The following is a 15389-nucleotide window of genomic DNA, read 5'->3' on the forward strand; positions in this document are numbered from 1 at the left end:
TGCGGTTTTTTCGTATGGTGCGTAAACGGTCAGCCGTGTACGCGTCTCAATCTGTTTAGCACTATGAGAAAAAGCCTATTTCCGGCCGATTCAGATCCCCTATCAGCATGCCTCGATCCAGTAGCCGATTCTGCATCTCACATGAGGTCTCCGGCAACAGGCCGCAGGAATGGCATGCAGCGAGATTGCAGTTGTCCGGACCTTGGCCGGTGCTCTCGATGCAAACAGGATCACTTGAACACCAGCGAGCGCGATCAAGTGCCCGAGCAATTGTGCGGTCGAGCTGTTCTGGCTCACCCATCCGAACGAGTCCTCCCATAGTGCCTTCCGAATCTCCTGCGGCGGTGTAAATCAGGATTCCGGACATCTGCGGTTGAGTATCTGAGAAGTAGATGCGTTCACGCAGTGAGGATGAACCATATCCGCAGTCGAACACGAGTTGGCTGATCAGAACATGTGCAAATGTGTGCATTAGAACGAGAACAGGGGATGCGTCATCAACATGAATCTGGCGCCTCGCTGCCTGAGCTTGGAGATTCCGATTAACTTGGCGAAGCCGCTCCCTGTGCAGAGCACCGAATTCCTTGTCCCAATTGGCAAGACGCTCTTCATCGAACCTGAGGAAAATTCCTTCGCCGCGGACTACAGCGGCAGGAAGCCAGTTGCGTTGAGTCCTCGAGATGAGCTTCCAGCGTTGGGCTGGCGGCATGTTTGAACTGGCGTAGATTCTGCTGAAGCCGACAAATGCCCGCGTCTCCCGCAACTTGTCGAGCAGCGCAACACGGGAGAAGTTACTGCGCACTAGGTCGGTGTAGCTCTCAATGGGCTTGCTCCGCACTAGCAGATTCACTTTTGGAAGTCCGTCCTGCCCATCCCGGCAGAAAGCGCGGTACTCCTCTGCGCGATAGGTTTTGTCCGAAACGTCCTCCGTGAGTTGTGAATCGCCCTCCGATCCAATTCCTTCACGACGTTTCAGCCATATGGTCACTGATTCCACTAGCAGTCCCGGATCGATTGACCAGTCTGGAGCAGCGGTGTTAATGAGATCAGCGAGAATTTTGGAAGAAACCTTTCCATCTGCCGCTACCTTGACCTTCTGAACCAAGGCACTGGCGGTTAGCCGTGGGTGGGTCAGTATTTCGTGCAGGATGTGCGTGTTGACCGCACCAGCGAGGACCTCCGGCTTAACCTCGGACTCCGGATGACGACGTCGCAAGATAATACCTGCTGCCTTTGGCCCCAGCGTTCCGTTTTCCGCTGCTAGTGCTCCGTTAAGGAGTTCTTGTTTGAATGTGTAATCGTCGAGTAGATCGAGCACCGGTTGGGGCAGACCATTGTCTTCAATATCCGGAACGTAGATCGAGCTACGGACATCGCCGAAGTAGAGGTTGCTTGCTCCGCGAAGCACCGCCCTCAGGTTCTGCCCACATGGATCGGTAGGGTCTTCGCCGCCATCGCCCAGTCCGAGTGCAGGGTTCTGTCCATTGCACATGATGTTCATTGCGGTGAGGGCCGACGTGCCATCGGGTTCGACGCTGAACGCACCGGCGAGCGACCTGCGTGCTACTTCGATAATTCCTGAATCATTTTGGCGCTCGGCAACGATAACCACGCCAGCAATTGACGCAGAGCCTGTGGAAATGATGCGCAGCCAGCGGTCATTCCTGATGCCATCCCAATCGGAACGATCAAGGCCAAGCCACTCGATCCACGGGAAATCTCGCAGGTGACCCGACTGGCATGCACTGACAAAACGGACTTGGACAGCTCGCCTCCTAGAATGACTCCGTCCTTTTTCTGCGCCGCTACCAATGGGCCCTAGACAATCTGGTGCAGATCGATGGTGATACTTTGCCTCGAACATACGACCGCAGCGGGGGCACGAGTGCCACAGCGGGAATCTCAGGAAAGGCAGTTTTAGGCCAAGGTTGACGGCGCTTCCCGCGCCGCCGCCTTCTACCATCCGGAAGTCTGGAGGCTGGACAAAGAAATCGACGCCGAGACGCTTCGCGAGCCTCGGTTCATCATCTACTCGGAATTCACGATGATCAGGGTTCCTCTCATCGAAGGGCCAAGCGTCTAGACCGGCGTGGATCAATGAGACTGGTCCTGGGAAGTCAACCATAGCACCGACACCGAACGGTGACACGGCCTGTGATCGTCTGATTGGGCGGGTCATGGGTTTCCCCCTGGAATGTTGTTGTAATGCATTGTGAGATCAGCCTCGCAGCTCGCATCGACATTTCGTAGTGAAGACATCGTTGCCCAGCTGCGCCCATCCCACTGGGCTAGTTCCGTTCTGCCTGCAGGATGCATCAGGGGCGGGTGTTCAGGCGACCTAGAAAAATCCCCATACTCAGCTGGATTCCAAGCCTTCCACTGGTCAAGGCGCAGCCTGAGTCGGCTCATTACGGACGTTAACTCATCAGGTGCTACGGCCTTAACTCGATCGCAGATGATCTCCTCGATCCGATTCCTCAGTGCAGTGCCAAGTGCGAGCGGAAAGGGATCTGGTGTATCAGCCTCGCGGCCTCTGTGACCGAGCTGCCGTACCAATGCGACGATCATTCCATGAAGGGCCCGGTCGATCGCCGGCGGACTGAACGGGGTGACGCTGGTCGGCTCAACTTGGGCGTAGAGTTGCTGGTGGTAAGAACGAAACCGTTCATAGTGGCTACGGTCACGGGGTTTCGTCTGTCCATAGATCACTACTACCAGACCTGGGCGCTCAAGATCCCGGCCGACGCGACTGGAGACTTGTATGTACTGTGACGTAGTCTTGGGTTGCCCAACGATCGCCATCAGAGACAGCCTTGGGACGTCCACTCCCACTTCGATGATGTTTGACGCAAGACACGCGTCTATGGGAGCCGGGTTGGGGGCTGTCGCTCCTTTTCCTTCGCGGACCGTGACTGACACCTCCAGTTGCTCCAGCAGGCGTGGAATGTGGTCGCCGCGGATGCGGCTAGTCAGCTCCTCGACGTGAAAGAGCTGGCGGATCCTTGAGTAATCGAGACCATGGCGGTTCAAGATTACCTTGAGATATTCACGTGTATCAGCGGTGAAAAGGGTTGCAGCACCACCCAGTTCTCGCAAGGAGTTGAAGAATACGAGCAGGGTCCACCATGGATCTAGATCGCATGCATCACCCTCTAGGAGGGAGGCATGTTGCATCAAGGTTGCGAAAACCCTGGCTTCAGATGTCTGTAGTGAAGTGTGTGCAGGGGCAAGCACCCCTGCATAGAGCCTCCCTGGCTTCGGCCTACCTTGCTCGTCGCATGCTTCACGCGCAAAGAATGAGTCGGCAGCATCGAGCCCTGAGGGCGGAAAAAGCATGACACCTGAACGAGCATACAGACCCACAATCTGTTCGCGGGCACGACTGATCGTTGCAGTCGATGCAACAATCTTTGGAAGTATCATTCCTCCGAGAGGATCAATGCACAGCGCCTCTATGACCGTTTCATAGGCGCCAACCATAGAACCCAGCGGCCCAGATATCAGGTGCAGCTCGTCTTGGATGATCAATGTGGGCGGGATGCCACGATGGCGGCCCGATTCATCAAGTCCGAAAATGCTCCTTGCCGCCGGTGACCAGGCCAGCATCGCGAACTTGTCTACTGTCCCGATCAGAAGATTGGGTGGCGAATCTAGCAGATCCTCATCAATCACAACAATCGGCAGAGGAGGCTTTCCGGGTCCGGGCAGACCGCCGAATTCACAGGCGGCGTCACGGCAGCGGAATACGACAGTGTCACCGGAAGGACCGTGCTCCCTCTCATAACCATACACTTGGACACTTGCCGCTTGTCGTCCACCCCTGCCTCGCCCCCGCTGTTCTGTGGAGGGTCCGTCTTGGTGGGGGCCGAACTTTGCTGCGCACCATGGGCATCTGAGCAGCACGTATGGATTCTCTGCGTCTGGATCCCTCCGCAGCTTCTGCAGCTTGGCGACTGCGTCGTCCCGCTTGTTTGGCGTAGCAGAACTGCCCACCCAAAGCCCGATACGAAATGGCCTATCTCCTAAGGCGACTACATCCTTACGTCTCAGCTGCTCCATCGCGCAAAAGAGTGTGGCGGCGCGCTGGAACTGTTGTGCGGTTAGCAGCCGCAGCGTGTAACGCATAAGTACATCGACACCGCCGTTGGAAACACCCGTTATCGCATTGAAGAAGACCGTGAAGGCGGTTAACCCAAGATATGCCTCCGTCTTACCACCGCCAGTGGGAAACCAAATGAGGTCGACTTCAGTCCTGTCGCGATGGGACGGGTCACATATTCCCCGCAACGACATGAGTAGAAATGCAATTTGGAACGGACGCCAATAGCCTTGCCTCTCGTTCGGTACCGATGGATCTAAGTCCGCGACCGGACGTGACCAAGTCAGTCTCCCGCTAGTGTCGTGCCCTGGCAGACGCAATTCTTGTCGTGCTCGTAGTTGGGCAACTAGCATGGCTTGGTTTGTCAGACTAAAAGCCTTGCGTGCTACATCTCCTATGGAGTCATGCTGCCGCAGAATCGACAGTCCATCGGCAATACGATCGGCGCATCGACGGCAATTTTCTAAGAGTTCAGTTGCTGTTGGCCGATACGGTTCTGCAATCGTAATTACCGTCGATTCAAGTGAAGAAATCCAGGCGTGATACTCCTTCAGCAGATGGTCAATGTCAGCCAATCCATCGTCATTAGGCTGAAGACCTGCCAGCAATCTCATGCTAACGCGCAGTGGTACAAGTCTGCCTTCCGGGTCTTTTATCTGGAGATCGGCACTTGTTGCGGGCGTCTCGAAAACAGGCAGGACGTCCGACCACACCGTCTTGACCCTTTTCGGACGCCCACTCATCCAGTCGGCGCCGCTGCCGTGGCCGATGGCAAATGTCCGGTTTTCCCTGTAAAGAACACGGTTGACGTTTTCGTCCGCCAACGGATCCGAAGCTTGGAAATCAGCGACCAGACTGTCCGGATACGGATCGATCCATTCACTGCTGCTTAAACCGCTAACCCGGATTCCAGCCTGAAAGAGGCACTGAGTTTCGAGCTCAGCTTCATTGACCTGCTTCTTGTTGGCAACTGAAATGGTCAGTAGCCGGTGCACCGTGCTCGGTGCTGAATGCCAAGTTCGTGAAACGACGATCAGTTCAAGTCCGAGTGCTGCGGGTCCGATCGAGCACCGCAAAGGACGGCGTGCGTTAAGAAGATCTGACGTCGCTAAGTGAATGACCGGCACTTTGCCATGCCCGTCGACAACCGGCTTTCTTAGCCAAACCTTGCGCGGCGTCGGCTTCTTACCGACACTGCTGCCCAGCTGAAGAGTAAGTGGTGCATAGACGCCGCATGGTTGTTCGATGGTTTTCTCTAGTCCAACCCGGCCGACGTTCACAAGCTCGATAGAGATTCCCTCGGGTTCTGATGCCAGATCGGCTAGGAAGCTGACGCCTATTGCCGAAGGTCGAAATGCATTGGCTAGCGTGACGTCTTCTTCTTCTGGCTCGTCTGCCGGCGCGCCGAATGAAGATGCTCGCTCAAATGGCGATTTTTCATCTCCAGACAGCAGCCCCGGGTGGGGCACCTCAGGCACATTGCTAAGTATTGCCTCCTCAGTCTCAGTCGCATTGACCACAGTCTCTTCGGTGGCGCCAAGTGGGTAAAGGATGCCTGCGCCAAACCGTTTGGTTGGGGGGTCTTGCCAGACGATTTCCTGCCCGTCCTCTTGCATTCGTGGGATCCGGTACTCTTCCCAAGTCATCGTTTGCTTATCAACTAGGGATACAGGTTTGCCGGCTGGATCCGGCCCCACGATCTCGGCCCGTAGGCGAGTTAGCATCTGCTCTCTGTTAGCAAGATTCTTATCTAGTGATGACATCAGAAATTCCCCTTAAGTGCTGCTTTGAGGCCCGCATCTACCATTGAGTCGTATCTAGAACGCAGACGCTCATGCATGAAAACATGAAGCCGAACCCTTGCTCGAGACATGCCGACATAGAGCAGTGCCTTGGACTGTTCGTCATCTACGTTTTCGATGTCAGTAAGGATGATGGCGGGAGCCTCTAGTCCCTTGAACGCATGGACACTGGTATATCTGACAGAAGCCCCGCTATCAGGCATTCCTCGATAGGAATTGAATTGCCAGTGGTCTTGTTCGCGAGGTAGCCGGGAGACGCAGGAAGATGAGTCGGAACGCATTGACAGGACGATGATCTCTGCTGGCGCAAAGGATTTCAGGAGCTTTGTAATGGTCGCGAGTAGGAGCTCACCCTGATGTGATGTGCTTCGGTAGAAGACGGGTTCGACATCTGCTGAATCGGTGGTACTGAGGATCTTGCTGTAGCCCGGTGACAATCCACATGTAATCGTAACTGCCTCCGCGATCCTAGTGGCATTCCGGCAATTGATGCGCAACCGGTATGTCGAAATACTGTCCGCGGTGCGCCTTAGCAGTCGATCAAGTCCGGAACCTGCACTGTTATCGGCGTAGATTGCCTGTCGTTCGAAGTCACCGAACAGTGCCCATTGTCCGCTTGCAAGACCACCGCGCAGCAGCAGCTCCATAACATCAAGAAATGGGTTTGACAGCAGGTCCTGCGCTTCGTCTACGAGCAGCAGATCGAAGGTCGGTGTTTTGCGATCATCGACCAGTAATGCATCGACGGCACGCCCTGGCAGCTCGATTTCCCAGAACCTGCTGTCGGCAGTTGCTGGAACATCGGCATCCGCAACTTGGCGCATGAGTCCTGAAAGGTTCCCGACATAGAAAGGAATAGATCGTGCCTTTGCTTCATCTCCGATCGCGGCGGTCTCTCTCTTAAGCCACATGGCTAGAAGACCGTTGAAACATAACAAGGCAACGCTGCGGCCATCGAAAATAGCTCTTCGAGCAGCTTCGATCGCAAGAAACGTCTTGCCCGTGCCGGCTGGCCCCTTGAATATGACTCGACGGTTGTCATCAAGGTGATCCAGTGCTTCGAATTGTTCTTCCGTGAATCTGCGTATGGCATCTTCAGCCAGTTCCACATCATTGCGGCTGGAAGCAACGTATTCGAAGTTGGGTCGCAGGAGCCGGAGCATGGATTCGAGCTGCCGTAGGGTGGGACGGCTCTGGTTGCTGTACCAGGCAGGTTTTGGATTGCGGGCCCGGCACTGGGAATGGGCAGCCTCGAGCACTTGGGTCACAACTGCCGATATCGGTTGCCTTAGAAAGTCGGTCCTTCCGATTATTTGCCAGGGTTCCCACTCGAGCGACTTTTCTAAAAAATCGATTTCGGTGAAGAGGACGGCGGAGTAGAAAAGAAGAGAACCGAGGGACCGATCTTTATGCGATAAGTATTGTCGAATCGAATGTGCGGCTTGACTCGCCTGACGGAACGGGCCTACTGTGGACGTCTTAGGTGGATCGTAGGAGTACTTCCAGAGCCCATCCTCTCTGATAACATTGCAGCCCTTCACTTCGATGCAGAGAACGCCAAGGCCTGGCGCAATGATGAGCATGTCAGCTTCACCTTCTGCACGAGCTACATGGCGACGTATGTCGAATGAGTGAAGTACCAGCCAGTCCCTAGTCATGGGATCATCCCGGAGCCTAGAAAATAACTGTCTTTCGCCCCAAGGCGCACCCGAGGAGACCAAAGGAGGAATCATCCTTGCCATTAGGTCACCTTTAGCTTTGTCAGATGGAACAAAGCAGACGTGGGCACTTTTCTTGTCATGGTGTCGATGGCAGCCACTCGAAGCAGGCCCATCCGGCCGGCTGCCACGCCCGTCAATTCAATCGCTTCGACCGTCTCGATGTGACGACGTTCGACAACGAATTTACGGACTTGGTCGAGCAGCTCCGTGCGAATGGCGACGCCAGCCTTCTGATGGTATGCCTTTAATCTTTCCATTTCCTCCCATCTTGCATCGGCATAGAACTTGGGCGCATCATCTATGTCCATGCCCTCTAGTTGCCAAATGGTCGCTATCAGGTGCTGGAATGTTTCGCGATCATGGGGCGCCATCACGGCAGCCCCCGCCCATTCCCAGAGGTACTGGGGCGATCGGAGTTTGACGCCAAGACCTTGCATCTTCACTGCTACTACGCCTTCCCCGTGTAGCTTGATAACTCGTTCGAGCTTATCTTTCCATTGAAGAGCGCTGCGGCGCAATCCTTCTTCGCCGGCCTGCTGAATCAGAGCGTCAGCAACATCGTCTAAATAGTCGCCGCTTCCAGACAGCCTCAGCATCACTAGGTCGCCCTCGTCAAGGTCCCTTACTAGGACACGGGGAAGCTTATCTTCTGCGATGTTGAAGCTGGCCCCTTTTTCGAATAGATCAGAGACCTCCACTACACGTCCAGATATAGGTAGAAAAGTGCCGCTTCCGTCCGCGAACAGGATGAACTGGGCGTCTACGGTGAGATCACTTTCCGAGGTTGGGGAAAAATTATTGTGTTGGGCGTGGATGGACGCCCAGAGCGATTCTTTTGCCCATCCATTGTCGATCTCAGTAGCCTCAATAAACACGTCTGATTCCTGCTTCTCGCGGGGATGATGAGCGGTTGACGGAAAGAAGTGGTCCTTTGGAAGATCCTTGGGGGCTGGCAAGGATGCGTGTTCTGATCGATAGCCTATTACAACGACGTCCGCAGTCAGTCCTCCATAAAGCAGGTCGAAGAGAAGGCCCCTTGGGGCAAGCCAAGGATTTCCAGGGATGATTAATCGAGCGTAAAGTGAGTCTCTTGTCTGACGCCTGCGTCGAATGAGTTTCAATGCTGCGAGGTGGAAGTCGGATTCTGAATCAACGGATGAGGGCCACCCAGGTGTAGGCGATCCGCAGACATTGGCGAGAGCAGCTGGAGGAAGGTTGCTTCGCATCGGCTCTCTAAGAACTGTCAGCACTGCGTCTCGTTTTGGATTGACTGCGCTTGAAATGAGCGACTGGACGGCGCTTATCAAGTCATCTACTGCAGTTCGGATTGCTGGCATGCTTAAGGACGCGTGCAGCAGCTTGTCTAGATGCTCGTTCACACCTAGACGCGGATCATCGAATGGCAATGCTGTGAGCATGAGCGATGTCTTCACTAGCCACGCGTGTCGTGCTGCTTCGCATTGGAGCGGATCCTCTCGGTCAACGCCTGAGAAAATCAACGAGCAGGCTTTGGCAATACTCTGGATCGGCTGAAAGTCGATGACTACTATCCGCGGTCTGGTCTCAACAGCATTTGCATGGTATGCGGTTATCAGATCTAGGGTAGTTATTGTTGCGACTGCAGCACTAGGCACTGTTGACTCCGTCTGAAATGGTTGAATCATGAGGGTGCCTTGCGCACTCATGTGGCGCCTCATGCCGTTGACTCGACCTGCATTGGCAGACCGAATATGAAGAGCTGAACGCTCATGGGCGGGGTCATGACACCATTCTTTGGCAGGTGGATACCGTCATCGACTGCATGGTCAAGATAAGTCTGGAAAAGTTGCTCCAAGTCCTCGTCGTATTCCGCTTGATCAAGCAGGACCACTACGCTACTCGCTGTGGTGTCCTTCATTCGGCGCGCCGCGGCGGCGCCGTCGAGAATTGTCATCAACCCGGGCTCATCGGGGATGCCTTCGCTGCGAGCGTGAGCTACCCTAGTCTTGCCATGCGTCCTGCCCGAAGCGTCAGCTATTGCCAAAATAGCCGAGCAGTCGGCTTGGGCAATTCCGGCCGCGTGAACGGCCAAGCCTTCGAGATCCCCCATAAAGGATGTCAACTCAGTGATGACGGTACATTCGATAGTAGGCGACCTGAACCAGCCTTTAGGAGCGCCGTTCAGAATCGCCTCGATGACCAGCTCTGCATCAGTCAGTCTGGCATCAGTGATGGTGCTCACTGTGCCGAGGGTTATTCCATAGGAAAGTGCTGCAGACTTGGCAAAGAAGCGGCTGCCCTGATGAGACTTCCTCTGCCCTTGCATGACAACCTCCAAAAATTCGCCCGTTTCAATTTGGCGAACCCCGACAACCATACCTGATCGACGAATGTACTTGCCCGACGCAGATTCACGCCAGAAGACCTTCCGGCCGGGAGCAAGATCCTTCAACTCCTCCCAGTCTAGCGAATCGTCATAAAGTCGGGCTGATGCGAATGTGGCACCCAATGCCGTGAAAGCAGCGGCCAGCCTTCTGCTTGGTAATCTCACGACGGCAACCCGTCGGCCTCTAAAGGCGGTCTGGACCCTCATCCACTGACCAAGCCATACAAGCCAGTCGATCCAAGGGGGTGGTGCAATTGACTTCACACCGTCAGAGAGGGCCAAGTTGTCGCGCTTAAGGGCTTGAATGACTTCATCGATGTTTACTTGCACAGTACAAACACTCCTCCATTTGGTTGAATTATTGACTTATTATGGTGCTCCATTCTTGTCAGAACTAAGAATGTTCATATTGCGAATTCATAGCTTTTGGCAAAGTCAACTTACATGGAGAGAGTTGGATGGACGAGAACTTGGCAATATTCCGTGATGGAGTAGTTAAACGCGCAATTGAAGAGTTCGGCGGCCGAGACCCCGAGGCTGGATTCGGCGTTGTTGCAGGGCAATTGTTGGAAGATGCTGAGGAGCTGACTGATTTCGTGGCCAGTCCATACCGCGGCACAGGGGCGAGGCGCAGGAGTCTCGGAATAGACGGATATGCGTTCGATGAGGTGGATGGCTCCTTACGTCTGGTCATTGTCGAGTTCAGCGGGGACAAGCTCCCGGTCACTCTCACGCAGACTACGGCGAAGACCATCTTCGGAAGGGTTATTGCATTTGTCGACGAAGCATTGTCAGGTAACGATGACCACCTTCCAGCAGACGAAGATCCCGCCACAGATCTGTCTGCTTTAATGCATCTGCATAGGGCAAATATCACGAGGTTGCGGATCTATCTGGCGACTGATGCGCTCATGAGCGACCATATCCGTAACTGGCCAGAGGAGACTGTAGGTGGAATTCCTGCCGAGTTCCACATCTGGGATATTGCCCGTTTTCATGACGCATTCACATCTAGTTCAGGGCGCGAGGCCTTGATAGTCAACTTCAAAAAGCTAGTTGATGATGGGGTCCCGTGTCTTAAGGCCAGCCTGAATCAGTCAGAATACAGTGGCTATCTTTGCGTTCTTCCCGGCGATGCCCTGGCTCGTATGTATGAAGAATATGGCAGTCGTCTTCTTGAAGGAAATGTCAGAAGTTTCTTGGGGAAGGCTGTGAAGGTGAACAAGGCTATTCGTGAGACCACCCTGCGTAGCCCCGAGATGTTCTTTGCTTTCAACAACGGGATCGCAGCTACCGCGACTTCGGTCGAAACCTTGCTCACCCCTGATGGCATGAGGCTTCTTTCTGCAACCGACCTGCAGATCGTGAATGGCGGACAGACCACTGCATCTCTGGCACATGCACGTCGAAAAGACGGAGCAGAGCTTGGTGGGATTTTTGTGCCAATGAAGCTTTCTGTTGTGGATGCAGGAAGATCAGATGAGATGATTCCCAAAATCTCTGAGTTTGCAAACAGGCAAACCAAGGTGTCCGACTCAGACCTTTTCTCGAATCACGCTTTTCATAGAAAGATGGAGGAGTTGTCGAGACGGATCAAGGCACCACCGAGGGCAGGATCGCAGAGACCAACGACTTGGTTCTACGAACGCGCAAAAGGCCAGTATCGCATCGAGACGACAAAGATGAGTCCGTCTGAAAAGCTTCGATTTGAAGCCGATAATCCCAGGCGTCAACTCATCACAAAGACAGATTTGGCCAAAATTGAAAACTCTTGGCGACAGATGCCACATGAGGTCAGTAAAGGCGCACAAAAGAACTTTGATGTTTACAGCCGATTTATTGTTGCCGAATGGCTGAACAATCCTCTTCAGTTCAACGATGAGTTTTTCAAGGCAGTAGCTGCACATGCGATTGTGTTCCGCGATCTGGAGCAACTCATTCCAACACAGACTGATTGGTATGACGGTGGCTATCGAGCAAACATCATTACATTCACTATTGCGAAGCTGATCCAAGTAATTTCAGAGCAGGGGGCGGGAAGGGTTTTGAACCTTCAATCCATCTGGCGGGCGCAGGCGATTTCTCCAGCACTAACCGAGCAGCTGAAGGTGATTGCAAAAAACATGTACGAAGTGATTACATCCCCTGAACAGGGGATAGAAAACATCACGGAATGGTGCAAGAAAGAACTGGCTTGGCAGCGTGCTCAACAGAAGCAGGCTCAGCTGCTGCCGGCGTTGGCAGCAGAGCTTGTGTCTCAGACAGAAGTTCAGCATCGCATGGAGGACGCCGTTGTAGTTGCACGCATTGACTCGGATATTGCTGCAATCACGGAGGTAGTGAACTACAAATATTCGAATTGGCGAAAGCTTCGTGATTGGGGAATTCAATGCAAGGAGCTGACTCCAAAGGAAGACCAACTTTTGATGTTGGCTGGCTCATCTGGTCGGGTTCCAACTTCCAAGCAAGCAGTGGCAATTCTCCTGATTCGCAAACGTCTAGAGCAGGCGGGCTACCAAGGTAGTTAGTCGCGCACAGTTTAGGCGTTGAGCGCATTTGGTTAAATTGAAATCTAAATTTGTATCTAGACGCGAAGCGAAGCATGTCGCTTCGTTCAACATTTTTTCATTTACGCGCCTGACACTATCAAGTTCACTACATGAGCAATCTGGTTAGCAAGCAGCGATGGCACCGCATTCCCGACTTGGTGGTATTGCTGAGTCCGATTTCCTTGGAAGAAATAGTTGTCCGGGAATGTCTGTAGTCTTGCCGCCTCTCTTACCGTGAGGCTGCGACATTGCCGGGGGTCAGGATGAATGAAGTAGTGGCCGTCTTTGGCGATGTGGCTAGTCACAGTCGTACTTGGTGCCTTCTGTAGCTGCACTCTAAATCGATCAGCGAACTTGCCTGATTCCCAGTTAGCATGGTCAGGGGCAAGACCTTTGAGTGAAAAATCATGGTGGCCCTTGGGTGACCGGTTGAAGGTCTTGCCGAAAACGGCGGTGAAATAGTAGCGGGCAAGGTCACTGGACATGTGTGAGCGTGCCTCATGGTTCAGCCAAACGTTGAGCCTTGGATCGGTTACCCATTTGTGAAATGTTGTCTGCCCATGAAAGGCGTTGTGGCGGGGAAATCTGAGCGCTCCTGTTGCGAGACTTCCGTTCATGCGAAGCATCCCCGCTTTAAGTTCTTCAGCCAGCGTGCCCATGCGCTGTGCAATAGCATCTTTGTAGAGCATATTGGCGTTGCTAAGAACCGCTTCACACCATCCTTTATCGCTGTCGCTTGTGCTGAGTTTGCTACGTAAAAGTGGCATTCCTGAAAATGCATCTTCAACACAAAGCGGATCAGATTCCCGTAAGAATTTTTTTCCGTCGTAGCCAAGGTCCTCTCGCACGCCTAGCAAAATCACGCGATGTCTTGCCTGTGGAATTCCAAATTTTTCTGCTTTGATAACGAATTCACTGGCATCCAGTTCTTCGGGGTCGTCACCATGCACGAATTTCGCAGGTGAAACAAGTGAGTGAATGGTGTATCGCGCACCGTCTCTTTTGCCAAGCGCTTGGCCCGGGTCCGTCAGGTCTCTGAGAATGTCGTGAAAGACGAGTTTGCCGCCCACCTTCGCTGAAAGAATACCTTTCACGTTTTCCATCACGAAAACTGCAGGTCGGCTGCGATGCAAGATGCGCAAATATTCTTTGTACAGAAAGTGACGGTGATCGTTTTCCGCTATGTAGTCCTGCTTGCCCATGTTGCGGGCGCGTCCCACAAGCGAGTAGGCCTGACAAGGGGGCCCGCCGATCAGCACAGTCTCATCTTCACGCAGTTTTGCTTGTTTAAGTAGAGCATCCAGTTGCTGGTTGTGTTCTGGATTGCCAAGCGTCAATTGGTGTGCCTCTGCGCTTGCAGCCTTCCACGCAAGTGGGAAAAGATCGCGCGGGTGCGGTGAATCCGCTGATTCGCAGAAACTGTAATAGGCATTCAGTGCCTTTTGATCGCCCTGTATCTTGCGAAAGAAGCTACGCAGAGTGAGTGTTTGGTGAGCACTGGATTCCATTTCTGCAGACAGTGCAATGTCAAAAATGGTGCCCTTCTTGTAGGTTGCAAAGCCCTCTCCAAGACCGCCTGGGCCTGCAAAGAGATCGATGATTTTGTATGTCATTTTTTGGGTATGGCGCGCAAGTCCACTCATGTTTAGATTGCCAGGAGGGCGACTTTATTTGCTGCGAAAAAATCTATCACTGCTTGAGGCGACGGCCATTAACGCAGTGATAAATTTTGGTTTTTGGTCATTATCCGACTGGGAATGGCAGATGAAAGATCCCCGGACTAGCTTCCACCATTCCGCTCTGTACGTGGTTGAAATGAAATCAGCAACTTTGTGAGTATGCAACCAAGAATAGAAAAAATTCACACAGCACAGGTTCATTAGTGGACTACGGCTTGCTTGACTTTCATGGACTTCTGGAAATAGTTGAGAGCCACCTCGTAGACCAAATCACCATGGCTCTCGAACAAGATGTGAATGCCCTCTTGCAATTTTTGGCACTCTAGGGGGGCGAAGACCTGTTCACCAGTCTCAATTGAAACAATGTCTTCAGGCTGGTCATCAGGATGAAAAAGAAGGCCTTCCAGATACAACTTGTTAAACCAGCGCTCCAAAGCGAAGCGGCTTTTGCCCGGGATTGCAGGGATGCGATTTTGCTTGTTCATGCTACCTCCAATGATCTTTTGAGTTGCGCAGCAGTTTCGTGTTGAATCCGCAGTCGCTGCTTGCACTGATTTGCGAATTTATTCATCCATTGTGTATAAAAATACAGTACATGTATAGACATACAGTTAATTTATGTGCATCTTTTTATGGGGAGTTGCGCATGAGCCACATGAACCAATCAGCAGTTGCTGGCCCGTATGTTTTTGAGCGTGGCGGACTAACAAGCGTCAATGAACTTGATGCGACAACAGCGGTTGCGCGATTTGATTTTTTGCGAGGATTGCGACAGCGAAGTGCCTGTTGATGGCGCGGGGCTGTGTACGTACTGCTTTAGTCCGATACCAGAAGACGGGGACGAATAATCTTTCTTGATGTGGGGCGTGGGCAGAGACAGTTTGTCCGACGCTCCCCGGTTTTCAATCAGAAATTGACGATCTTTTCTTGGAATTGCGGGCCATAGACTGGCATGTCTCCATCTTTTCCGCCCCAGTGGCGTCGTTCCCACGCAAGAAGGCGAGCGAGGGCAAGGTGCAGGATGGAGGCAACGGATTGAACCACGGGCACGAGGCCCGAGGAATCAAGCCCCTCCAAACAAGCTCACTAGCTTGGCCACCTCGACATTGCGCGGGTGTGAGCACCCGCAAAGAACACCCTGTTGCCCCGGATCCCTTGGCGATGAGACCGTCTC

8 protein-coding genes are annotated in these 15389 nt (G+C 53.3%); 1 reads left to right on the forward strand and 7 read right to left on the reverse strand.

Translation table 11 applies throughout. The features are described 5' to 3' along the window. Nucleotides 1-61: 61 nt before the first annotated feature. Genes HEQ17_RS15185 through HEQ17_RS15205 form a run of 5 tightly spaced genes read right to left on the reverse strand, consistent with a single transcriptional unit; the run spans nt 62 to nt 10317 of the window. On the reverse strand, nt 62-2179 hold the full coding sequence (locus HEQ17_RS15185) for a DUF1998 domain-containing protein (protein WP_296293508.1): 2118 nt from the start codon (nt 2177-2179) through the stop codon (nt 62-64). Beyond that, nucleotides 2176-5862 (reverse strand): helicase-related protein, encoded by a 3687-nt coding sequence (locus tag HEQ17_RS15190; RefSeq protein ID WP_296293509.1) that lies wholly within the window; start codon nt 5860-5862, stop codon nt 2176-2178. Before HEQ17_RS15190 ends, HEQ17_RS15185 begins: the two co-directional genes overlap by 4 nt. After that, a complete protein-coding gene (locus HEQ17_RS15195; RefSeq protein ID WP_366938051.1) occupies nt 5862-7643 on the reverse strand; it encodes an NERD domain-containing protein in 1782 nt (593 codons plus the stop codon). The genes HEQ17_RS15190 and HEQ17_RS15195 overlap by 1 nt, the downstream gene beginning before the upstream one ends. Beyond that, nucleotides 7643-9307, reverse strand: a complete 1665-nt coding sequence (locus HEQ17_RS15200; protein WP_296293510.1) for a hypothetical protein — start codon at nt 9305-9307, stop codon at nt 7643-7645. Before HEQ17_RS15200 ends, HEQ17_RS15195 begins: the two co-directional genes overlap by 1 nt. Before the next feature lie 8 nt (nt 9308-9315). Beyond that, a complete protein-coding gene (locus HEQ17_RS15205; protein WP_296293511.1) occupies nt 9316-10317 on the reverse strand; it encodes a hypothetical protein in 1002 nt (333 codons plus the stop codon). A gap of 128 nt (nt 10318-10445) precedes the next feature. Here HEQ17_RS15205 and HEQ17_RS15210 point away from each other — a divergent pair, with 128 nt between their 5' ends. Then, on the forward strand, nt 10446-12515 hold the full coding sequence (locus HEQ17_RS15210; protein WP_296293512.1) for an AIPR family protein: 2070 nt from the start codon (nt 10446-10448) through the stop codon (nt 12513-12515). Nucleotides 12516-12616: 101 nt separating this feature from the next. On the opposite strand, the gene HEQ17_RS15215 is transcribed toward HEQ17_RS15210, so the two are convergent. Together HEQ17_RS15215 and HEQ17_RS15220 are read right to left on the reverse strand one after the other, a co-directional pair. After that, nucleotides 12617-14179, reverse strand: coding sequence for a DNA cytosine methyltransferase (locus HEQ17_RS15215; RefSeq protein ID WP_296293513.1), 1563 nt, complete (start codon nt 14177-14179; stop codon nt 12617-12619). A 236-nt stretch (nt 14180-14415) separates the two neighbouring features. Then, the gene (locus HEQ17_RS15220) at nt 14416-14700 is read right to left on the reverse strand and encodes a hypothetical protein (RefSeq protein WP_296293514.1); all 285 of its coding nucleotides are present in this window, start codon (nt 14698-14700) and stop codon (nt 14416-14418) included. Nucleotides 14701-15389 lie beyond the last annotated feature (689 nt).

This window comes from Limnohabitans sp., assembly GCF_023910625.1.
GTDB lineage: Bacteria > Pseudomonadota > Gammaproteobacteria > Burkholderiales > Burkholderiaceae_C > Limnohabitans_A.